The organism is Anaerobutyricum hallii (assembly GCF_900209925.1).
In the GTDB taxonomy this organism is placed as follows: Bacteria; Bacillota; Clostridia; order Lachnospirales; family Lachnospiraceae; genus Anaerobutyricum; species Anaerobutyricum soehngenii.
Genome location: NZ_LT907978.1, coordinates 280,777 through 302,204, shown reverse-complemented (window position 1 = coordinate 302,204; position 21,428 = coordinate 280,777). Strand labels below are relative to the sequence as shown.

22 protein-coding genes and 1 other RNA gene are annotated in these 21,428 nt (G+C 37.4%); 8 read left to right on the top strand and 15 right to left on the bottom strand.

Annotation, left to right across the window (positions count from 1 at the left end):
• Positions 1–103: 103 nt before the first annotated feature.
• Positions 104–544, bottom strand: coding sequence for a prepilin peptidase (locus EHLA_RS01355; protein ID WP_157908530.1), 441 nt, complete (start codon positions 542–544; stop codon positions 104–106).
• 290 nt (positions 545–834) lie between these two features.
• On the opposite strand from EHLA_RS01355, the gene EHLA_RS01350 reads away from it, so the two are divergent.
• Positions 835–2,217 (top strand): alanine/glycine:cation symporter family protein, encoded by a 1,383-nt coding sequence (locus EHLA_RS01350; RefSeq protein ID WP_096239026.1) that lies wholly within the window; start codon positions 835–837, stop codon positions 2,215–2,217.
• Between the two features lie 86 nt (positions 2,218–2,303).
• Here the strand turns inward: EHLA_RS01350 and EHLA_RS01345 are convergent, their stop codons facing one another.
• The 4 genes from EHLA_RS01345 to EHLA_RS01330 all read right to left on the bottom strand — a co-directional run bounded on the left by EHLA_RS01345 (position 2,304) and on the right by EHLA_RS01330 (position 4,872).
• Entirely contained in the window at positions 2,304–2,567 is a 264-nt protein-coding gene (locus EHLA_RS01345) for an HPr family phosphocarrier protein (protein ID WP_096239025.1), read from the bottom strand.
• A 187-nt stretch (positions 2,568–2,754) separates the two neighbouring features.
• A complete protein-coding gene (locus EHLA_RS01340; RefSeq protein WP_021906682.1) occupies positions 2,755–3,138 on the bottom strand; it encodes a RidA family protein in 384 nt (127 codons plus the stop codon).
• 116 nt (positions 3,139–3,254) lie between these two features.
• Positions 3,255–3,962 (bottom strand): MBL fold metallo-hydrolase, encoded by a 708-nt coding sequence (locus tag EHLA_RS01335; protein ID WP_096239024.1) that lies wholly within the window; start codon positions 3,960–3,962, stop codon positions 3,255–3,257.
• Between the two features lies 1 nt (position 3,963).
• Positions 3,964–4,872: a deoxyribonuclease IV gene (locus EHLA_RS01330; RefSeq protein WP_330399834.1), complete on the bottom strand. Its 909-nt coding sequence runs from the start codon at positions 4,870–4,872 to the stop codon at positions 3,964–3,966.
• 296 nt (positions 4,873–5,168) lie between these two features.
• Here EHLA_RS01330 and aroE point away from each other — a divergent pair, with 296 nt between their 5' ends.
• Entirely contained in the window at positions 5,169–6,104 is a 936-nt protein-coding gene (gene aroE, locus EHLA_RS01325) for a shikimate dehydrogenase (RefSeq protein ID WP_096239023.1), read from the top strand.
• A 72-nt stretch (positions 6,105–6,176) separates the two neighbouring features.
• Positions 6,177–6,902, top strand: a complete 726-nt coding sequence (locus EHLA_RS01320; RefSeq protein ID WP_096239022.1) for a DUF554 domain-containing protein — start codon at positions 6,177–6,179, stop codon at positions 6,900–6,902.
• Between the two features lie 672 nt (positions 6,903–7,574).
• Here the strand turns inward: EHLA_RS01320 and queA are convergent.
• The 8 genes from queA to EHLA_RS01280 all read right to left on the bottom strand — a co-directional run bounded on the left by queA (position 7,575) and on the right by EHLA_RS01280 (position 16,325).
• Complete coding sequence (queA, locus tag EHLA_RS01315; RefSeq protein WP_096241517.1) at positions 7,575–8,600, bottom strand: tRNA preQ1(34) S-adenosylmethionine ribosyltransferase-isomerase QueA; 1,026 nt, start codon at positions 8,598–8,600, stop codon at positions 7,575–7,577.
• Complete coding sequence (gene pheT / locus EHLA_RS01310) at positions 8,600–11,026, bottom strand: phenylalanine--tRNA ligase subunit beta (protein WP_096239021.1); 2,427 nt, start codon at positions 11,024–11,026, stop codon at positions 8,600–8,602. Before pheT ends, queA begins: the two co-directional genes overlap by 1 nt.
• 182 nt (positions 11,027–11,208) lie before the next feature.
• Entirely contained in the window at positions 11,209–12,228 is a 1,020-nt protein-coding gene (locus EHLA_RS01305; protein ID WP_021906689.1) for a phenylalanine--tRNA ligase subunit alpha, read from the bottom strand.
• A gap of 463 nt (positions 12,229–12,691) precedes the next feature.
• Positions 12,692–13,321: a YdcF family protein gene (locus tag EHLA_RS01300; protein ID WP_096239020.1), complete on the bottom strand. Its 630-nt coding sequence runs from the start codon at positions 13,319–13,321 to the stop codon at positions 12,692–12,694.
• A gap of 25 nt (positions 13,322–13,346) precedes the next feature.
• Positions 13,347–14,378: a YihY/virulence factor BrkB family protein gene (locus EHLA_RS01295; protein WP_157908529.1), complete on the bottom strand. Its 1,032-nt coding sequence runs from the start codon at positions 14,376–14,378 to the stop codon at positions 13,347–13,349.
• Between the two features lie 66 nt (positions 14,379–14,444).
• Positions 14,445–14,626: non-coding RNA, 6S RNA (gene ssrS, locus EHLA_RS01290), on the bottom strand.
• Between the two features lie 153 nt (positions 14,627–14,779).
• A complete protein-coding gene (locus EHLA_RS01285) occupies positions 14,780–15,370 on the bottom strand; it encodes a DUF5662 family protein (protein WP_021906692.1) in 591 nt (196 codons plus the stop codon).
• On the bottom strand, positions 15,357–16,325 hold the full coding sequence (locus tag EHLA_RS01280; RefSeq protein ID WP_154581476.1) for a glycosyltransferase family 2 protein: 969 nt from the start codon (positions 16,323–16,325) through the stop codon (positions 15,357–15,359). The genes EHLA_RS01285 and EHLA_RS01280 overlap by 14 nt, the downstream gene beginning before the upstream one ends.
• A 333-nt stretch (positions 16,326–16,658) precedes the next feature.
• On the opposite strand from EHLA_RS01280, the gene EHLA_RS01275 reads away from it, so the two are divergent.
• The 4 genes from EHLA_RS01275 to queC all read left to right on the top strand — a co-directional run bounded on the left by EHLA_RS01275 (position 16,659) and on the right by queC (position 19,143).
• A complete protein-coding gene (locus EHLA_RS01275) occupies positions 16,659–17,087 on the top strand; it encodes a 6-pyruvoyl trahydropterin synthase family protein (RefSeq protein ID WP_096239018.1) in 429 nt (142 codons plus the stop codon).
• Positions 17,084–17,749, top strand: coding sequence for a putative 7-carboxy-7-deazaguanine synthase QueE (queE, locus tag EHLA_RS01270; RefSeq protein WP_096239017.1), 666 nt, complete (start codon positions 17,084–17,086; stop codon positions 17,747–17,749). Before EHLA_RS01275 ends, queE begins: the two co-directional genes overlap by 4 nt.
• 14 nt (positions 17,750–17,763) lie before the next feature.
• A complete protein-coding gene (gene folE / locus EHLA_RS01265; protein WP_096239016.1) occupies positions 17,764–18,354 on the top strand; it encodes a GTP cyclohydrolase I FolE in 591 nt (196 codons plus the stop codon).
• A gap of 120 nt (positions 18,355–18,474) precedes the next feature.
• Positions 18,475–19,143: a 7-cyano-7-deazaguanine synthase QueC gene (gene queC / locus EHLA_RS01260; RefSeq protein ID WP_096239015.1), complete on the top strand. Its 669-nt coding sequence runs from the start codon at positions 18,475–18,477 to the stop codon at positions 19,141–19,143.
• A 184-nt stretch (positions 19,144–19,327) separates the two neighbouring features.
• Here queC and EHLA_RS01255 read toward each other — a convergent pair whose 3' ends face one another.
• Together EHLA_RS01255 and EHLA_RS01250 are read right to left on the bottom strand one after the other, a co-directional pair.
• Positions 19,328–19,846 (bottom strand): EutP/PduV family microcompartment system protein, encoded by a 519-nt coding sequence (locus tag EHLA_RS01255; protein ID WP_021906351.1) that lies wholly within the window; start codon positions 19,844–19,846, stop codon positions 19,328–19,330.
• Between the two features lie 78 nt (positions 19,847–19,924).
• Entirely contained in the window at positions 19,925–20,308 is a 384-nt protein-coding gene (locus EHLA_RS01250; protein WP_005350505.1) for a BMC domain-containing protein, read from the bottom strand.
• 244 nt (positions 20,309–20,552) lie between these two features.
• Between EHLA_RS01250 and metF the strand changes: the two genes are divergently transcribed.
• The gene (metF, locus tag EHLA_RS01245) at positions 20,553–21,419 is read left to right on the top strand and encodes a methylenetetrahydrofolate reductase [NAD(P)H] (RefSeq protein WP_096239014.1); all 867 of its coding nucleotides are present in this window, start codon (positions 20,553–20,555) and stop codon (positions 21,417–21,419) included.
• Positions 21,420–21,428 lie beyond the last annotated feature (9 nt).

Here is a 21,428-nt window from a genome sequence, read left to right as displayed (position 1 = left end):
ATTTGTCTATTTTTATCAATAAGATATTGGAGGGTCAAAAGGTATTTTGCAGCTATCATTTTTTCACTTAAATCAACAACTCAGAGAAAATTATACAGTAACATCACCGTAAAAAATTTATCTGAAAAAATACAATCGCAATTCCCAGACACAAAAAAGGTCCCAGCGCAAAACACTCCTTATACCCAATACGTTTTGTGAGCAAAAGAAACACTCCACAAAAACCTCCTAACAACAGACCAAAACAGGCAGCAAAAACATTCCCTGTCACTCCTAACAGTACCCCACTTGCCGCCATTAGTTTAATATCTCCTCCACCCAGTCCACCAGAAGACAGTAATGCAATAATAAAAAACGGAATACTCACTACAAAAATACCAAAAAACCTTCCTGTTATTGTAATCTTCTGAAATACAAAACTGCTCCATATTCCTGCCAAAAATAATAACATATTCAACTGATCCGGAATCATGTGAATTTTAAAATCCACGATTGAAATAAGCAGCAAGATTCCAAAAATAACAATTACTGTAACTAATCTCAATATCCGCTCCTCCCTCTCAAGAATACCGCAGCATTCTTGCTTGACTTTGTTGTTCTTATTCTTATCCCTATCCTTTCTTATCCTTATCTTGCCTTATCTTTCTTTATATTTCTTTATAGAAAGACTTCGAAAGTTCTTTGTGTTTTTCATTCCTTCTAATTCCAATTAAGTATTTTATTTCTATTTATATATTTATTTTACATTTTATTCCATTTTTCATATTCTGTCAACTATTTATTTACAAAACAGACGAGAAATTATATACTATTTTTAGGAGGATATAAACGAATATGGTCAAAATAATTGAAACAGTCTACAATTTTTTATGGGGAGATTTGCTCACACTGCCTCTACCTGGCGGCGGAACTCTCTCCCTTTCTCTTTTAGTCATTTTACTAATTCCTACCGGATTTTATTTCACGATCCGGACAAGATTTCTACCAATACGTCTTTTTAAAGATATGGTAGGAGCTCTTTTTGAAAAAAAAGGAGATGAGAAAAGTGCACTTTCTGTCATACAGACACTAATCGTTTCTACGGCAACACGTGTTGGAATGGGAAATCTGGTCGGTGTCGTTGCCGCAATTTCTGCCGGGGGTGCCGGTGCAGTTTTCTGGATGTGGCTCACAGCTCTTATCGGATCATCCACAGCATTCATCGAGGCAACCTTAGCGCAGATCTATAAAGAAAAGGATCCTCTTTACGGAGGATATCGAGGTGGTCCGGCTTATTACATTCACCGTTATTTTGAAGAAAAAACAGGAAAGCAAAAACGTTACGTTCTTATTTCCGTACTTTTTGCCATTTCCGGTTTAATATGCTGGTGTGGTATCAGCCAGGTTGTAAGTAATTCTGTAGCATCTGCATTCAAAAATGCATTTCATATTCCACCGCTTTACACCACTATTGTTCTCGTAGCACTTGCCGCGATTATTGTTCTTCGAAAAAATGCAACGGTAAAGGTTTTGGATATTATTGTTCCGATTATGGCAGGATGTTATTTATTGATTACATTGTTTATCATTATCACAAATATCACACAGCTTCCCGGAGTATTTTCACGTATTTTTTCTGAAGCTTTTGGACTCCGTCAGGTAGCCGGTGGCGGCTTTGGCGCCGTTCTCATGAACGGAATCAAACGAGGACTTTTCTCTAATGAAGCCGGTTCAGGTTCGGCCCCTTGTGCGGCAGCCGCTGCTGTTTCTGATAATCCTGTTAAAGTGGGATTAACACAGGCATTAGGAGTTTTTATTGATACACTTATGATCTGCAGTTGTACTGCTATGATCATGCTTCTTACACCAACTAGTCTTACAAAAGGACTTGTTGGAATGGATTTGTTACAAAAAGCAATGGAATACCATTTAGGTACATTTGGAGTAATCTTTATTGCCATCACTTTATGGTTATTCAGTTTCTCCACTTTTATCGGCATTCTCTTTTATGCCCGTTCTAACGTAGCTTATCTATTCGGAGACAACTGGTTCTCTCAGACTGCTTACAAAGTTCTCGCACTTGTAATGCTCTTTGTCGGAGGACTTGCTACTTATACTATTGTATGGGATTTAGGTGATGTAGGCATCGGATTGATGACGATTTTTAATATCATAATGCTGTACCCACTATCAAGAAAAGCCTTAATAGCCTTAAAAAATTATGAAAAAGCTCATTAAAGATAAATAGCCGAAAAACAGAAAACCAGAAATTCTATATGGAATTTCTGGTTTTCTGCTTTTCGGCTCCAGATGGAAATTCGTATTTATTCTTCTAAATCTTTTGCTAATATTTCTTTCATTGCTTCTAATGCTTCTTTTTCACCCGGTCCGTCACACACACATTGTATAACATCTCCCTGTCGGAATGTTCCACTAATCAAGTTAATAATACTTTTGGCATTCACATCCATATATTCTGTCTTGAAATGGATCTGACAATCATAACGATCCGCCAAATTGGCAATCTTATTCGCTGGTCCAAGGTGGATTCCCTGCTCATTTATAATAGTCAATTCCGCGTGTACCATATGTTTCTACTCCTCCTCCATACTTATACCTGATATGTTTAACTTTCCCCTTCTCAATTAAGAAAAAAGCTATTTCTATTAGTTTTATTTTATCACATTTCAGAGTAGTCTTCAATTATCAAAGCATCGGCAATTCTAGCTGAAATCCAACAAAAAATCTCTTTATATAAATTGAGGTGTGGTAAAATTATCTGTCTTTGATCGCAGTCACTTCAACTTCAATTAACAGATCTTTTGGAAGTCTTGCTACTTCTACACAAGAACGTGCCGGAAATGCACCTGTAAAATAGGTGGAATAAATTTCATTTACTTTTCCAAAATCGTCCATATTTTTAATGAAAACGGTTGTCTTAATAGCCTGATCCAGACTGCTTCCGGCATCAGCAAGGAGTCCTTTTAAGTTTTCAAAAACCTGTGTTGTCTGTTCTTCGATCGTAGCTCCGACTTCACCTGTTGCCGGATTCACACCAATAACTCCTGATGTATATATAAGACCATTATACTCTATTGCCTGTGAATATGGTCCAATTGCAGCGGGGGACTTTTCTGATACGATAACTTTCTTTTCCATAATTAAATTTTTCCTTTCTGTTCTTCCTGATATAGTAATTGTTATCTTTATATTACCATGTCACTGTTGTCTTTTTCATTGTATTATTTCTTTTAGGACTTTTTAACAGATAAAACTTACTCCAGGATAAACTGCTGTTCCTGCCCTGTAATATCCATAATCTGTCCTGTAAGAAACTTCCTGTCATTATTTCTCTTGTATCTTTCAATAATATCATACTGTTCCCAACAATGCATCGGAAAAATAAAACGTGCTCCGACATTTTTTATAAAGTAATCTATTCCAAGAGTTTCTGATTCTTCCTGTCTTGGGTCGAGAACAACAAATGCATAATCGATGCTTTCTTTTTTTAAAGATTCTAATTCTTCTTTATATTGCCGTTCCATCATTTTATTATCTTCTTCCGGCTCTCCCGGCCAATCCCACCAATGAAGATCTCCTGCATGATAAATTGTCTTTCCTTCTGTTTTTACAAGAAATGCAACTCCTTCATCTGTAGATTTTAGTGTAGACACTGTACATGCATCTATGACTTTTTCTTCATGAGGCTTCATAAATAGAACATTCTCTGCTTTTTTCCAAAAACTACTTGCTCTTTTAATATCCGAAGATAAAACATAAACAACTTTTTTACATTTATTTTCTAATTTAAAAATATCTTTCGTATAATGATCATGATGCGCATGACTGGAAAAAACATAAAGTTCTTTATCGTATTGCAGTTCTGGGAGCTTTCCTTCCCAATAATCAAATAATAAATAACTTTCTTTTGTTTCCACAAGAAAGCCACTATGTTTAATATACGTAACTGTTACTTTGTCCATTTTATTTTCCCTCCAAAATTTTTTCTTTTAAATCGGCTTGAAATATACCTTCTTTTAACATGGCAATTTCATATTTATATGGAGCATATGCTCTCTTTTTCGTTTCTGGATTCGGTATATAGGGAGTTTCCAGTATTTTAGGTACTTGTTCAAACTCTTTATTATAAACAATTTTTTGCAGACATTCATAACCAAGCTCGCCAAATCCTATATTTTCATGACGGTCTTTGTGAGCTCCCTGAGGATTCTTACTGTCATTTATATGAAAAACCGCAATCTGTTCTTTTCCAATAATCTTATCAAATGTCTCTATAACATAATCAAAATCTTCTTTTACTGCATAACCGGCATCACTTGTATGGCAGGTATCAAAACAGACTCTCAATCGTTCTGCATGCTCTACGCCCTCATAAATAGCAGCGATTTCTTCAAAGCTTCTCCCAATCTCTGTCCCTTTCCCAGCCATTGTCTCCAGTGCAATATTTACTGTTCCGTCTTTATCTGCATCAAATACTTTATTTAACCCTTTAATAATCTGTTTTATTCCTGCATCTGCTCCCGCACCTACATGCGCACCCGGATGTAAAACCAGTGTCCTGCATCCCAAAGCCTGTGTTCTCTCAAGTTCTAACTGCAAAAAGTCTACAGCCAGTTCAAATGTTTCCGGCTTTACCGTATTCGCCAGATTAATAATATATGGCGCATGCACTACAAACTCATCAATCGCATTTTTCTTCATTAATTCCCATCCTTCTTCTATTCGAAGCTCTTCTATTGGCTTTCTACGCGTATTCTGCGGTGCACCGGTATAAATCATAAATGTATTTGCATTATAAGAAAGAGCTTCTTTCACAGATCCGAGAAACATCTCTTTCCCACTCATGCCAACATGGCAACCTAACTTTATCATAATAATCTCCATATCTTTTCATTGTATTTTCTATCTATTTTCTGTGGCTTTATAATACCAAACCAAAAGTTGATGCGCAAGAAAATAGTAATTTCTGATTATCTGTTTTTTAATGCATGACGCGCATCTCGCAGCAAGACTGCTGGGGCATTCTTGAATTTTTAAAAATTACATAATTTATCTTGACATTATCATAAGAAAATGGTATTTTAACAAGCAAGCACTTACATGCTTTAAAGTGTTAATTTTTAAAGTATTGTAGTGTGGTTTAATATTATATTTATGGAGGAATTATTATGGATACAAGAATTTCAGGCAAAACAAGATTATTAGGTGTATTCGGCACCCCGATCAAGCACTCCGGCTCACCGATTATGTACAACTTCTGCTTTGATTATTACGGAATTGATTGTGCTTATCTTGCCTTTGATACTGATGCATCCCAAGTAAAAGATTCCTTAGCTGCCATGAGACGACTGAATATGCGTGGTGCCAACGTTACTATGCCATGTAAACAGGAAGTATGCCGCAATATGGATAAATTATCTGATGCTGCAAGATTCGTTGGGGCTGTTAATACTATTGTCAACGATAACGGCGTTTTAACAGGTCATATCACAGATGGTATGGGTGTTGTTTTAGATTTAAAAGATCATAACGTATCAATTATAGATAAAGATATTGTTTTATTTGGTGCAGGTGGAGCCGCAACTGCCATTATGGTACAGTGTGCCTTAGATGGAGCGAAATCCATCACTGTATTTAACAGAAGCAATGAAGGTCTTGAGCACGTTGCATCTATCGGACAGAAGATGATGGAGGATGGTGTGAAGTGTAAATTGGAATTCCATCCACTGAGTGACACAGATTTTATGCATGAAAAAGTACGCAGCTGCGATATTCTCATTAATGGAACCTGTGTAGGAATGGCTCCGGCTCTTGATGGGCAGTCTCTTATTACTGATATGAGTGTATTTCATGAAGATATGGTTGTGTACGATGTTATTTACCATCCACTAGTAACTAAGCTTATGGCAGATGCTGTTGCAAATGGATGCAAAGAAGAGAATGTCATTGGTGGAAAAGGTATGCTTTTATGGCAGGGAGCCGGTGCATTTAAGTTATATACCGGACTTGATATGCCTGCTCAGGAATTAAAGGCTTTCCTCGCTAAACGAGAAGAAGAGGGTGTTGAACCACTTGCAGACGTTGCAGAAAATATTCCTTTCTAGTATACTACATTGTTAGGGTCAAAAGATATTTTGCCCTTAACAGCATTTTATACTGGAAGGAGAATATATTTTATGCCAATTGGAGTTATTGTGAACTGTCTTGGAATTATCATCGGAGGAATTTTAGGTACCTTTATCGGACCACGATTAAGTGAATCTTTCAAGACAAATCTCAATTTAGTTTTTGGTGCCTGTGCGATGACCATGGGCATTAGTTCCATTGCCCTGATGAAAAACATGCCTGCTGTTATCCTTTCTGTTATTTTAGGAACAGTAATAGGACTTGCTATTCATCTTGGTACAATAATACAAAACATGGGGATGGGAATGGAAAAGATTATTTCTAAAATCATTCCCGGTCAGGGAACAAAGGATGCAGAATATCAGAGTGTACTGGTAACCGCTATCGTATTATTTTGTGCAAGCGGTACTGGAATCTACGGAAGTATCACAGCCGGAATGACTGGTGATCACAGTATTCTTTTAGCCAAGACAATTCTTGATCTTCCAACCGCTTTAATCTTTGCCTGCGTTCTTGGATTTGTAACCTGTGTAATTGCAATCCCTCAGTTTATCGTATTCATGCTGCTTTTTTTACTTGCCGGGGCGATTTATCCATTCTGCACAGAAACTATGATCTGTGATTTCAAAGCTTGTGGCGGAGTACTTCTTGTAGCAACTGGCTTCCGAATGATGAAAGTGAAAGAATTTCCTGTAGCAGATATGATACCGGCAATGATACTTGCCATGCCATTAAGCCACCTCTGGGTAACATATGTACTTCCTTTTGTTTCTTAAAAAGATTTCACTAAAAAAAGAACTCGAATAAAATACTAATTTGAGGAGCTAAACAGACAAAAAGCAGAAATTTAATATACAATAGAATGTGAAGATAGTCGCTTCGTAGAAAATGCCTGTACGGCATTTTTACTTGCTCCGACATCACATTCTATTGTATATTAAATTTCTGCTTTTCTGTTTTTTGGCTCCAAATGGAAATTAGTATTTAAATCTTAGATAGAAATAGCGGGGATTGCCCAGAAAATTATGAGAGTTAACTAAAGAAAAATTCTCCATAAAGTAGAAGTAAAAAATATTCCCCTATGGAGATTTTAATTTATATAAAAACCATAGCCCTCTGGACAATCCCCTTCTCTCCTTATACATAAATTGCTAATTTGCTATCAAAACTATCCAGCCGCTGAAATAAAACTTTATGCTGAATTGTAAGAGAACTACGATAAAGAAAAAAGAATTGTTATAAGTATTGCATTTTGCGACTTTGCGCTATGGAATTCTGACCATAGGAACTTGGGACTCGTTTTTCCCAAGTTCCTGTTTTTCTGGGCAGAATGGAATGTTTAGCGCAACGGAACAAAATCAAACTTATAACAATTCTTTTTTCTTTAGAAGACTGAATACAATTCAGCTCAAAGCATTCCTCTTCAACGGCATCTATCTCCCTAGCAATTAGCAAATAAACATCGCATCCCCGAAGGAGAAGAACCTGTATCTTTCTTTTACCGCTTCCTCATACGCTGCCATAATATGATCCTTTCCTGCTAATGCGGATACGAGCATTAAAAGGGTAGATTCCGGCAGATGGAAGTTTGTAATAAGACAGTCAATTGCCTTAAATTTATAACCTGGGTAAATGAATATTTCTGTATTACCGCATCCCGGATGAATCACTCCATTGTCATCTGCAACCGATTCCAGAGTTCTTGTACTGGTTGTACCTACTGCGATAATTCTTCCACCATTCCTTTTCGTATCATTGATCAGCTTTGCTGCGGTTTCTGTTACATTATAGTATTCAGAATGCATATGGTGTTCAAGTACATTTTCCACTTTTACAGGCCGGAAGGTTCCAAGACCTACATGGAGTGTTACGCGAGCAATGTTTACACCCATATCTTCAATCTGTTTTAACAGTTCATTTGTAAAATGAAGTCCGGCTGTCGGTGCGGCAGCAGATCCCTGATATTTTGCGTAAACTGTCTGATAACGGTTTTTATCCTGTAATTTATGTGTGATGTATGGGGGTAAAGGCATCTGGCCAAGACGGTCTAATACTTCCTCAAAGATTCCTTCATATTCAAAATGTACAAGACGGTTTCCATCTTCTAATACATCAACGATTTCAGCTTTTAATTCTCCATTCCCAAAAACAACTCTTGCACCTGGACGACATTTTTTCCCTGGTTTTACAAGTGTTTCCCATACATCGTTTTCTTTTCTCTTTAATAAAAGAATTTCAATATGTGCTCCGGTATCTTCTTTTGTTCCAATCAATCGTGCCGGGATAACTTTTGTATCGTTAATGACCAGACAGTCTCCCGGTTGAAGATATTCTGTAATGTCATGGAAAATACGGTGAGTTATCTCACCGCTTTCCTTGTTAAGCACCATCAATCTTGAAGAGGAACGATCTTCTAACGGGTCTTGAGCGATCAGTTCCTGTGGAAGATCAAAATTAAAATCACTTGTTTTCATCATGCTCTTAATTCAACTCCCATTTTTTCAAGTTCTTTAAGAATCTTATCTACGATCTTGTTGATTTCAGCAGCTTCTAAGCTTCGTTCTGGGGAACGGAATACAAGGCTGAATGCAACAGATTTATATCCTTCTTCAATCTGTGAACCTTCATAGACATCAAATAACTGAATACTTTCTAATAATTTGCCGCCTTTTTCTTTCATTACTTTTTCAAGACTTCCTACGAAAACTTCTTTTTTCATAACAAGGCTTAAGTCTCTGTTTACAGCAGGATACTTTGCTACACCTTCATACTTTCTGTCAAAGGTTGCTTTTTCTGTGATAACCGGAAGATCAATTCCCGCTACGTATGCTTCACACTTCATATCGTAGTTTTCACACACTTCAGGGTGTACCTGTCCGATAAAGCCAGCATAAGTTCCACCCACATAAATGAGTGCCTGTCTTCCTGGATGTAAGAAAGGTTTTTCCTGAGATGGCTCAAAGTCAACTTTGCCTTCAAGACCAAGTTTTAAGAACATTTCTTCAAGAACACCTTTTAACAGGAAGAAATCACATTCTCCGTACATTCCAAGAGTCAGACGCTTTCTTTCCTCTGGAAGTTCTGTCAGTGGCAGTGCCTTTGGAAGATATACATTACCAATCTCGTAAAGACGTACATTTTTATTTCTATGGTTATAATTTCCTGCTAAAGAAGTTAAAATACCATTTAACTCAACTGTTCTCATGATACTGTAATCTTCTCCAAGTGGATTTGCGATTACGATTGCCTGACGTAACGGATCGTTATCAGGAAGAAGTAATTTATCAAATACCTTAGGGCCTTCAAAAGAGTAGCACATTCCACCGCAGAATCCGTTCTGCTCTGCAATATTCATAACAACGTCTTCTACTCTTGCACTAAAAGACTTCTTACCGGCAGTTGCTTCTCCATGAGGGAGTGTTGTAGGAATATTATCATATCCAAAGAATCTTGCCACTTCTTCTGCGATATCTGCAGAACATCTTAAATCCTGACGGAAAGATGGGATAAGTAACATATTTGTTTCTTTATCATAGCCAATTTCCAGGCGGGCAAAGTATTCCATCATCTTTTCTTCAGATACATCTGTTCCAAGAAGCTTATTATATTTTGCTGGTTCAAAAGGAATCTTTACTTCTTCTACAGGATTTGGATATACATCTACAACACCGCCAACAACTTCACCGGCACCTAATTGTTCTACTAACTGGCAGGCGCGGTTGATTGCTTCTAATGCATTCTCAGGATCAAGACCTTTTTCAAACTTACCGGAAGCATCTGTTCTAAGACCGATTCTCTTAGAAGAAAGACGGATATTTGTTCCATCAAAAGTAGCAGCTTCAAAAAGCATTGTCTGAATGTCATCTGTAACCATGGAGTTTTCTCCACCCATGATACCGGCAATACCAACAGGACCTTCTGCATCGTTAATCATTAATACATCTTTATCAAGCTTTCTTTCCTGTCCATCAAGTGTTGTGTATACATCACCGTCATTGGCACGTTTTACAACGATTTTATGACCTCTGATCTTATCTAAGTCATAGGCATGCATTGGCTGTCCATACTCTTCCATAACATAGTTTGTAATATCTACGATATTGTTGATTGGACGAATACCCATTGCCGCAAGTCTTCTCTGCATCCATTCCGGTGACGGAGCTAATTTAATATTCTTTACGATTCTTGCTGTATATCTTGGACACAGTTCTGTATCCTCTACCTCTACAGAAATATAATCTTTTGTTCTTTCATCGTTTCCAACTACTTTTACTTCTGGAGCATAAAATGGCTTTTCAAATGTAGCTGCTGCTTCTCTTGCCATACCGATCATACTGAAGCAATCTACACGATTAGATGTAATTTCAAATTCTACTACTGCATCACGAAGTCCTAATGCTGCTACTGCATCATCACCTGGTTTTACTCCTCTGCTTTCATCAAAAATGTAAATTCCATCTTCTGGTGATTCCGGATACATATCGCGTGTGCTTCCTAATTCTTCAATAGAACACATCATACCGTAAGAAGGTACTCCACGAAGCTTACCTTTTTTAATCTTGATTCCATTCTCAGGATTAGGACTTCCATCATGTCCGCCTGCAACACATCCACCATCTAAAACAACCGGAACTAATGCTCCCTTAAATACATTGGATGCTCCTGTTACAATCTGTACTTCCTCAGCACCTACATTTACCTGACAAATCACTAACTTATCAGCATCTGGATGCTTTTCAATCTTTTCAATTCGTCCAACAACGATCTTCTCCAGATTTTTATCAAGATATACTGCATTCTCTACATGGGAACCAGACAGAGTCATCTTGTCTACATATTCCTGTACAGTACAATCCAAATCTGGAACATATGCTTTAATCCATGAAATTGGTGTATTCATTTTCGTCTCCTTTTATATCTATAAATTTAAATATTAGTTATTTTTAATCCTTTCCACTTCAAGAATATCTCAACATCCTTGAAGCAGAATACACATTATACACTGCACACTCTAGAGCAGATTTTAAAAATGCTTTTCGCAAGATGTGCATCACTATTTGTGGGAGATTTTTCAAACACGCTCTAGAACTGTTTTAAAAATCTTGCATCGTTTTCGTATAAGAGGCGCATATCATCGATTTCGTATTTTAAAAGAGTGATTCTTTCAAGTCCGATTCCAAATGCAAAGCCTGAATATACTTCCGGATCAATGCCGCAGTCACTTAATACTTTAGGGTGTACCATTCCACATCCAAGAATCTCAATCCAGCCGCTTCCTTTACACATACGGCATCCTTTTCCGCCACATTTGAAGCAGGATACATCTACCTCAGCACTTGGCTCTGTGAATGGGAAATGATGTGGACGGAACTTAACCTTTGTATCTGGTCCAAAGAATTCCTCTGCCCACTGCTGTAATGTTCCCTTTAAATCAGCAAATGTAATTCCTTTATCTACTACAAGTCCTTCTACCTGATGGAAAGATGGGGAATGTGTTGCATCTACTTCGTCAGAACGGAATACTCGTCCAGGAGCGATAACGCGGATTGGCATACGTCCTGTTTCCATGATACGTGCCTGTACCGGTGATGTCTGTGTACGAAGAAGGATATCTTTTGTAATGTAGAAAGTATCCTGCTCGTCCTTTGCCGGATGATTTGCCGGAATATTTAACAATTCGAAGTTGTAGTGATCATACTCTACTTCCGGTCCCTCTACCACTTCATATCCCATACCGATAAATACTCTTTCAAGATCATCTAATGCGATCTGATTTGGATGACGATGTCCGACTGCTACTTTTTTACCTGGTAAAGTTACGTCAATAACTTCCTTCTTCATCTTTTCTTCACGAAGCTTTTTCTGGATGGCTGTTCTCTTTTCTTCCATCTTTTCTTCGATACCAGCACGTGCTTCATTTACCATCTGACCTACTTTTGGTCTGTCTTCCGGTGCTACATCTTTCATTCCTTTTAACAGGCTCGATAACTGTCCCTTTTTACCAAGGAAAGCAACTTTAACATCATTAAGCTTGTCCATACCCGCTGCATCTTCAATTGCCGCAAGTGCCTGCTGACGAATCTGCTCGATTTTCTCTTTCATGATAAACTCCTTTATTATTTAAATTAATTTACTTTGGTTGTCTGGCAGCTGCTTTTCGTTATTCAATAGGGAATTCCAACAGATTTGTCTATTGAATCTATTAAATAAAAAAAGCCCCTTTTTAATATAAATTAAAAAGGGACGAATAAATCCGCGATACCACCCTGATTCCCGAATATACTAGATATATTAAGCGTATTCAGGCTCTCATTAACGCGTAACGTGCGTAGACGACATTCCTTATCTAAATATATAGTTTCTAAAATATATAGTCTCCGGAATGCAGCTCCAGTGTGGAAATTCGAAATATAACGGAGCCTTGAAGAACTTACAGCCGATGATTCTCCTTCTCTACTGGTACATTATACTTCTACTGTGGGCAGAATGCCCGCACTTTCAACGCTTTTTCAATGAATAACATTGTAACGCAGGGAAAAATTAATGTCAAGAGGTATTTCGTGCTTTATTCCCATTGAATTCGTCCTTCCATCATCAAAAGCTGCTGTCCAACTCTGGAAAACTCTCCAAGTACTATCTTTCTTCCTTCTTCTGTTTTATACCAGTCCTCTGGGGAAACATGATCTACAACAACGGGATGTATGAGAATCTCCACCTCTGGAAATACCATAGAATAATAAAGGAAAGAACGTCTGGCATGATGTGCTTTACAACATAATATCGCTTTTTTTAAATGGATTCCCTGCTTTTGAAGCAATATTTTTGTCTTTTCTGCATTCTCCAAAGTATAGGTTGCCTCACACTCTTTTAAAATTGCGGAAGCCGGAACTCCATTCTGAAGTAAAACTGCCTCTAAAAAGTCCGCCTCACAGGCAAAATCTGTTCCATATTTTTGCCCCTCTTTTGAAACACCCTGAAAACTTCCCTGTACCTTTGTATAACCGCCAGAGGGCAATAACAAAGGAGCGTATCCTTCTTTATATACTCTTGCCGCTTCTTCCGTATGCTCCGGTCTCGCACAGCCTGGTATAAATATCGCATCTGCCCTTTCCAGTCTATTTTCTAAAAATATATAATCTGTAATCTCCTGAATCTGTTTCTTATCCAAATGATACATTTCAATTCCTTCTGTCATTCACTACTTTCTAAAATTATCTGTTTTAAAGTTTCCTGTTTTTCTCTTTCGAGTTGTCATCTTCTTCCATCTGTACTTCTTTATCATTTTTACTATCATTTTTATTATTATTTTTGTTATTCTTCCTATCAGCTCTCTCACTTTTAGATTTCTGACGCATCCTCTCTGTCTGTGCCCTCTGCTGCCTGCGCCAGTTTGGTCTAAGAGTACGAATAAGAAGATGATAATTATCTTTATTCTCTAAAAAATAATTCACTTCTGCTCCATAAAAAACCATGGACATACAAAAATACAGCCATAAAAGCAGTATCATGATTCCCGCCATACTTCCGTAAATATACGAAAAATTCGTAAAATTATCCATATAGATCGAACAGCCTACAGAAACTGCCACCCAGCCAAGTGTCGCAATCAAAGCTCCCGGAAACTGCCCTCGAAAACTAGATGTTCTGTTTGGAATCCATTTATAAATTATCATAAATAATAATGTCAGAAAGACTAGGGAAAATAAAATCCTCTGATGCATAAAATATCCCAAAATCGGAATCACAAACGGGAACTTCCAACATACATAACGATATAAACTATTTCCAAATACCCACATAACAAGCATAACGCTTATCATAAGTGCAAACAATAATGTATACACCAAACTAAATAAGCGTATTACAAAATAATTTCTGTTCTCATCAATATCATATACAGAATTCAATCCGATAACAATCGAATACACACCCCTTGAAGATGACCACAATGCTGCAATAATAGAAATTGCAGATACTGTCGTTCCTGTCTTATGATAAATTTCATTTACAATACTTTTGATCAATGACCCTTCCTCAAAAGAAATCATCCTTGTCAATATCACTATAATGTCATCTTTTGAAAAAGGAATATATCTGGTCAGTGTTAACAGGAAGATCATAAACGGAAAAATGGAAAGGAGTATAAAAAAGGCGGACATCGCCCCGAATGCTCCCACATGATCATCACTGCATTTCTTTAGAAAATCCATAACCAGTTCGTATAAATCTTTCACCCTTTTTCTTGCTGGCATACTTTCCATCCTCATTATATTTTACATAAGAAAAGCCGCCTCATTCACATGAGACGGCTATAAAGCATACACCCAAAATGCCGTAGCCTGCGATTTTGAGTCCTAGCCAAAGCCAGGTGGGTAACTTCAATTAAATATCTGACGTCCTCTCAAAACGGTGAGGCATGCCATCCCTTCAATGATTTAGTTTCCCAAGTTCAAAAATGTAGGTTCAAAATAGCAGGGGGTCTCGAACACTCCAGGCTGGTATATACATACTATAACTTAATTATCTCTAAATTTCAAGATAAAATTATCCACTTTACTGTAAAAATATTACTCTACAATCATATACTCTGTGCAGATTCCTTTCAATTCCACTTCAGTCCAGCTCAGATACTGTACTTCTAATGGCCTTTCACTTAATCTAAATACAACTTTCCATCCCGCACATGGTAATCACGATTTTTATGTCGAAGCAGCGTATGCCTCATATAATGCAATAGATATTCTTCTCCTTTCATATCGAGCATTGTAAGAAGATATCTTGACAGATAATCTGTCTCGTCATCTATAAGCATCATATGCTTTCCGTTTAAATAGTATGCCAATGCGCTTCCATCATTATACTGATCTTTTAAATAATTTTTACTCGCACTGATACGATCAATAACCATTTCCGCTACATATTTTTTTGGCATCTTCATTCCGACAAGCTTTCCTCCTGTTGGATTAATGCTATAATCAATCCAATATTCAAAATGATGAAGATTCCTTCCCTTATGATGAAGCCAGCCTCTTGAACAGGTCTTTAATTCTTTCTCCCTGTTAATCGGACTTCTGTCTCCCTGATAGTAAATCACCCCTGGAATAAATTCTATGGGTGTATACTTTGACAGATCATGGAGAAGTCCCTGTTTATATAACCCCACCTTAAAACAAGTTTTCATTACCAGCATCTTGTGGTGGGTGATGGTACTAAAATGTCCTTTTAAATTTTTAAATATCCTCATTCTCTTTTTCCTGATCTTTTTCAAAGTTTACCGCATCCCTTACTAAGTAAATTGGTCTCTTTCTTATTTCTGATAAAATAACTGCCAGATATTCTCCAATGATTCCCAACAAGAAAAATAATACTGTAAACATAAAACAAATTACTACAACCGTTGTCGTATAGCCCCCCGGTGCACCAACACGAATCTTCATATAAATAGAGTAAATAATCAACAATACACAGGCAATTCCTGCAAACGTACCACATAATGAAGCAATCTTCAACGGCAGGTCTGAGTAACTTAACATTGCCTGTACCGAAAACTTAAACAATCCTTTGATACTGTACTTACTTTCTCCTGCTGCTCTATCATGTGCTTCGTATTCTATGGTTGTCTTTTTAAATCCAATACTTTGCACATAGGCACGAAGAAAACGTGAAGTTTCCCGAAAATGTTTTTTTAAAACTTCCGCTGGCTTCTTTGTGATGGCAAAAAAATCGGAAGCATTTTCCTCAAAATGTACCTCTGAAATCTTATTCAGTATTTTATAGAACAAGCCCGATGTAAGATTCTTAACAAATCCAGCACTCTTATTTGCAGTACGAACCATGCTGATTACTTCATATCCCTGATTAAACGTATCTAAAATCTGTGGGATACATTCTACAGGATGCTGCAAATCTGCATCCATACATACAATTCCATCGCCTGAACTATAATCAATTCCCGCAATCATTGCTGCCTCATGTCCATAATTTCTCGAAAAATGTATTACCTTTACCTTTTTCGAATCCATAGCCAATCTATCTAAGATAGCAGGGGATGCATCTCTACTTCCGTCATTAACAAAAATCAACTCATAATCACTATCAATTCCCTCTAAAATAGGAAGAATCGTTTCATAAAACTTATCCAAAACTGCCTCTTCATTATATACAGACACTACAATGGATAACTTATTTATTAATTTCATACACTATCCTTTCTCCTCGTATATTATTTTCATTTATAATAGCATTTCATGAAAAACTTCGCAACCTGTCGTATAAATTTCCTGATTTCTTGTTAATAAAATCTCTTTACAAAACTCTCATTTCGTGCTAGACTCGATTAGATACGACAGTTCATTTGTACCATCCTGTCGCTAAATAAAACCAGGACAGCATTTTATTTTTACCAAAAGATTTTACAAACAGATGATTTCAAGATGCTGTATATTTGCAGCATCTTTTTTATTTTTAATATGTACCATCAGAATCTTTTAATAATTTTGATCGTATGTATAAGTTTAGAGGAGGATTTTTTAATGTATATTTTAGAAACAGAGCAATCCTTTGACTCCGCTCATTTTCTAAGTGGTTACAAAGGTAAGTGCAGTAATCTCCATGGACATCGCTGGAGAGTTGTCGCACGTATTGCTATGGATGAATTAAATAAAGAGGGCCAAACCAGAGATATGGTAATTGATTTTGGAGATTTTAAAGATGCTCTTAAAAAACTCACAGATGCTTTAGATCATTCTTTTATCTTTGAAACAGGCTCTTTAAAAGAAACAACGGTAATAGCTCTTAAGGAAGAAGGATTTTTACTTCATGAAGTTCCTTTCCGTCCAACCGCCGAGCAATTTTCCCGCTATTTTTATGAACAATTACAGGATCTGAACTTCCCTGTATATAATATTTCTGTATATGAAACTCCAACAAACTGTTCTACTTATCAGGAGGCATCTTTATGATTACCTATCCTGTAGTTGAAAAGTTTATCAGTATTAACGGAGAAGGTCAAAAAGCCGGGGAACTTGCTGCATTCATTCGAATGCGTGGCTGTAATCTTTCCTGTAATTACTGTGATACATCCTGGGCAAACACAATGGACTGTCCTTGTGAATTTTTATCCACAGAGGAACTGATCACATGGCTCACTGAACATAAAATTAAAAATGTAACTCTTACCGGTGGAGAACCTTTACTTACAAAAGGAATCGACATATTTATCGAGTCACTCGGTTCTTCCGGATTTTCTGTAGAGATTGAAACAAATGGAAGTGTAGCTTTGGATTGCTTTCATAATCTTTTACATCGTCCGGCCTTTACTATGGATTATAAATGTCCGGACAGCGGAATGGAGCAGGCGATGTGTACAGATAATTTTTCTCTACTGCTTTCTAAAGATACCGTTAAATTCGTTGTCAGCAGCATTGCTGATCTAGAAAAAGCAAGAACAATCTGTACACACTATAAAATTGCTGACCATTGTCCTATTTTTTTAAGTCCGGTATTCGGACGAATTGACCCAAAAGAAATTGTAGAATATATGATAGAACACCATTGGAACGAAGCCCGTCTCCAGCTCCAGATGCATAAGTTTATCTGGCCGCCGGAACAGCGCGGAGTATAAAAGGAGGTAAAACTATGGCTATAGATAAAGATGCCATTCGTGAACATATCAGGGGAATTCTTGCCGCTCTTGGCGATGACCCCGATCGTGAAGGATTGAAAGAAACACCCGATCGCGTAGCTCGTATGTACGAAGAAGTTTTTGAAGGAATGAATTATACCAATCATGAAATTGCCATGATGTTTAATAAATCTTTCAAAGACGATCTATGTGTCGGCGCTGATAAAAAAGATATTGTTTTAGTTCGAGATATTCCAATCTTCAGCTATTGTGAGCACCACATTGCTCTTATGTATGATATGTCTGTGTCCGTTGCATATATCCCAAAAGACAAAGTTCTTGGTCTAAGCAAAATAGCAAGAATCTGCGACATGGCCTCCAAACGTCTTCAGCTTCAGGAACGCATCGGCTCTGATATTGCAGAAATCATGTGCGAAGCTGCCGAAACAGAGGATGTTGCCGTTATTATTCATGGAACACACAGCTGTATGAGCGCAAGGGGTATCAAAAAAGATGCAGCATCTACTGTAACTACAACTTTCCGAGGACGTTTCGAAACAGATTCTTCTATTCAGAGTCAGCTTACAATGATGCTTCACGCATAAACATATGCCATATGTAAGATGCGAATAGAATTATGGCATGCATTGCATAATGCGCATGAAAAAATTATTTAAAAGATACTTAATAGATACCTTAAAACCTATAGAAAGAAGGAATTATTTATGCAGGAACTCAAAAATAAAGAAGCTGCTGTTGTCGTTTTCAGTGGTGGACAGGATAGCACAACTTGCCTTTTCTGGGCTTTAAAACGTTACAAAAAAGTAATTGCATTATCTTTTGACTATCATCAAAAACATGTAAAAGAATTAGAATGTGCAAAGAAAATCTGTCGTGACCATGAGGTTGAACACCATATCATGGACATGAGTCTTTTAAATCAACTTGCACCGAACTCTCTTACACGCGTAGATATTAAAGTAGATGAAAACGCTCCAGAAGAGGGAACACCAAATAGCTTCGTTGACGGAAGAAATCTTCTCTTTCTGTCCTATGCCGCCGTTTTTGCAAAACAAAGAGGCATCACAGACATTATCACTGGTGTATCTCAGAGCGATTTCTCCGGATATCCTGACTGCCGCGATATCTTTATCAAATCATTAAATACAACACTCTGCCTTGCTATGGATTATCAGTTTGATATCATTACCCCTCTTATGTGGCTTGATAAAAAAGAAACCTGGGCTCTGGCAGACGAACTTGGTGCCTTTGATATTATAAAAAATGAAACTCTTACCTGCTATAACGGGGTTATTGGAGATGGCTGTGGTCATTGTCCATCATGTAAACTCCGTAAAAAAGGATTAGACGCATATTTAGCTTCAAAAAACTAATTAAATCAGCTTAAAGAAATGAAAACCAGAAATTTAATATAGAATAAAATGGTGTCAGGGTCAAAAGTTCAAAACTCCGTTCGTGCTTGCACGATAAGATATTTGACTTTGAGAGCCTGTTATCATTCTATTCTATATTAAATTTCTGGTTTTCTGCTTTTGTCACTAAAAAAATTAACTTTTATTATATTCTCAGTGTATGCTTTTCGCTCTCGCCCGGTCCAAATCCAAGCTTGTCATATTCTGCCTTAGCTACTTCCCATGGAAGTTTATCTACCGGTTCCTTTAAGTAACTTAATATCTCTGCAATACCTTCGCCTGTATAGGAACTGGTAAAAAAAATCTTCTTACAACCTGCAAGGCGCAGCCATTCGGCTGCTAATTCCGGATTCGCTGCCCAGTGATCGCACTTCGTAACTACACCAACAACTTCACGATTACTTACTGACACAATATTCGGTGGATATAGAGAAAACGGTTCTATCGCACTCATCAAAAGTCCAATAACATCTGCCTCACATCCGTAAACAGCTAATGCTCCGGATAACTGCTTCGTTTCTGCATACTCTCCCGGTGTATCAATAATTACATCAAAGTTGTTTACATACTGCGTCTTATGGTAAGTAATCGGCTTACCTTTCATCGCCTGCATGATCGTAGTCTTACCTGATTCGCTACGACCCACAAACATTATCTTACGCATTATAACCACCCTGTCTTCCTGCTTCGCGTCTGCTGTATGCTATCACCACTTTATGTCTATCGACTTATTTCTATCGACTTATTTCTTTGTAACAGGACATGTAGCATATCCTAAATCATTCTGGAAATAATGGATTACAGCCTTAACAGCAGATTCCACTGCAGAAATACGTCCTGTCAGAATTAAAGTACCGCTGAAACGGTCTACGAATCCAAGATAAACATCTCCGCTCTTAATAGCGATATCTGCTCCAATTACAGCAGATTCACTCGGAGTAACTGTGATAATACCGATTGCAGAACGATCAAAATCGATATCTGGATTCAATCCTAACTTACGATATACGATTGGCTTAGGACTTGTAATAACATGAGCCAGTGTAATCTGTCTTCCTGGCACAGTTTCCTGAATAATACGTAATCTTCCTTCTGTGTCCTTTGGTAATAATTCTTTGATATCCATAACTTCAGCTCCTTTAATTTATATTCATCATTACACTCATGATAATGACATTACACCAAAATGGGCGTAAATGTACTCCTATGTGAACATTATATCATACCCATTTTGAACATTCTATGAAAAAATTGGACACTTCATGGGATTAGTTGGCACTTTCTTGATAATTCGCACAAAAAAGGGTAAAATATCAACGGGAAAAAGCAACAGATTGCAATAATCTCTATTATGGAAAGGAATTAATTTTATGAATACAATGCAGACAAACCCACAAGATATTTTAAAAACGCTTTCTTTATCTTTTGAGGTTTTTCCTCCTAAGAAATGGGAAGACTTTCCGGGATTATATGAGACACTTGATGAATTAAAAGGATTACATCCAGAATTTATAAGCTGCACCTATGGTGCTGGTGGAAGTAACAGCAAAAAAACTGCTGAAATCGCTTCTCATATTGAAAATGAACTGGGTATCCGTTCCATCGCACATCTTACCTGTGCAGCCTTAACAGAGGATAAACTTTTATCCACAATCGAAAATTTCAAAAATGCCGGAATCCACAGTGTACTTGCCCTTCGTGGGGATAAACCATTTGATATGAGTGAGGAAGATTTTGCGAACCGCCAGTACAAACATCCATCTGAAATCATCCCAATTTTAAAGAAAGCAGGGTTCCGTGTTGCTGCTGCCTGCTATCCGGAAAAACATTATGAAGCACCATCTATGGAAGAAGATCTTCACTGGCTCAAACACAAAGTAGAACAGGGCACTGACGCTTTAATCAGTCAGCTTTTCTTTGATAATAATGCTTTTTACCGCTTTATGGATGTCGCTGACCAGAAAGGAATCACTGTTCCTGTCCATGCAGGAATCATGCCAATCACCAGCGCGAAAATGATTAACACAACTATCAATCTGTCCGGTGCCAGCATTCCAAAGGCACTCTCTGATTTAATCGCAACTTACGGGGAGAATCCTTCGGATATGCGAAAGGCTGGAATTGAATATGCGGCAAGGCAGATTAATGATCTGGCAGAACAGGGGATGCATTATGTGCATATCTACACGATGAATCATAGTGAAACTGCTAAAGAAATTTGTGATTTAATTCGTTAATAGGCTGAC

Excerpts from the sequence above, each read along its gene's own strand:
- EHLA_RS01300 (WP_096239020.1), bottom strand. The coding sequence starts at position 13,321 with ATGACAGAAGGAATTGAAATGTATCATTTGGATAAGAAACAGATTCAG.
- queC (WP_096239015.1), top strand. The coding sequence starts at position 18,475 with ATGCAGGAACTCAAAAATAAAGAAGCTGCTGTTGTCGTTTTCAGTGGT.
- EHLA_RS01295 (WP_157908529.1), bottom strand. The coding sequence starts at position 14,378 with ATGCCAGCAAGAAAAAGGGTGAAAGATTTATACGAACTGGTTATGGAT.
- pheT (WP_096239021.1), bottom strand. The coding sequence starts at position 11,026 with ATGAATACACCAATTTCATGGATTAAAGCATATGTTCCAGATTTGGAT.
- EHLA_RS01250 (WP_005350505.1), bottom strand. The coding sequence starts at position 20,308 with ATGGATATCAAAGAATTATTACCAAAGGACACAGAAGGAAGATTACGT.
- EHLA_RS01285 (WP_021906692.1), bottom strand. The coding sequence starts at position 15,370 with ATGAGGATATTTAAAAATTTAAAAGGACATTTTAGTACCATCACCCAC.
- folE (WP_096239016.1), top strand. The coding sequence starts at position 17,764 with ATGGCTATAGATAAAGATGCCATTCGTGAACATATCAGGGGAATTCTT.
- EHLA_RS01330 (WP_330399834.1), bottom strand. The coding sequence starts at position 4,872 with ATGATAAAGTTAGGTTGCCATGTTGGCATGAGTGGGAAAGAGATGTTT.
- EHLA_RS01340 (WP_021906682.1), bottom strand. The coding sequence starts at position 3,138 with ATGGAAAAGAAAGTTATCGTATCAGAAAAGTCCCCCGCTGCAATTGGA.
- EHLA_RS01280 (WP_154581476.1), bottom strand. The coding sequence starts at position 16,325 with ATGAAATTAATAAATAAGTTATCCATTGTAGTGTCTGTATATAATGAA.
- queE (WP_096239017.1), top strand. The coding sequence starts at position 17,084 with ATGATTACCTATCCTGTAGTTGAAAAGTTTATCAGTATTAACGGAGAA.
- EHLA_RS01345 (WP_096239025.1), bottom strand. The coding sequence starts at position 2,567 with ATGGTACACGCGGAATTGACTATTATAAATGAGCAGGGAATCCACCTT.
- metF (WP_096239014.1), top strand. The coding sequence starts at position 20,553 with ATGAATACAATGCAGACAAACCCACAAGATATTTTAAAAACGCTTTCT.
- EHLA_RS01255 (WP_021906351.1), bottom strand. The coding sequence starts at position 19,846 with ATGCGTAAGATAATGTTTGTGGGTCGTAGCGAATCAGGTAAGACTACG.
- EHLA_RS01335 (WP_096239024.1), bottom strand. The coding sequence starts at position 3,962 with ATGGACAAAGTAACAGTTACGTATATTAAACATAGTGGCTTTCTTGTG.
- aroE (WP_096239023.1), top strand. The coding sequence starts at position 5,169 with ATGGATACAAGAATTTCAGGCAAAACAAGATTATTAGGTGTATTCGGC.
- EHLA_RS01350 (WP_096239026.1), top strand. The coding sequence starts at position 835 with ATGGTCAAAATAATTGAAACAGTCTACAATTTTTTATGGGGAGATTTG.
- queA (WP_096241517.1), bottom strand. The coding sequence starts at position 8,600 with ATGAAAACAAGTGATTTTAATTTTGATCTTCCACAGGAACTGATCGCT.
- EHLA_RS01275 (WP_096239018.1), top strand. The coding sequence starts at position 16,659 with ATGTATATTTTAGAAACAGAGCAATCCTTTGACTCCGCTCATTTTCTA.
- EHLA_RS01320 (WP_096239022.1), top strand. The coding sequence starts at position 6,177 with ATGCCAATTGGAGTTATTGTGAACTGTCTTGGAATTATCATCGGAGGA.
- EHLA_RS01305 (WP_021906689.1), bottom strand. The coding sequence starts at position 12,228 with ATGAAAGAGAAAATCGAGCAGATTCGTCAGCAGGCACTTGCGGCAATT.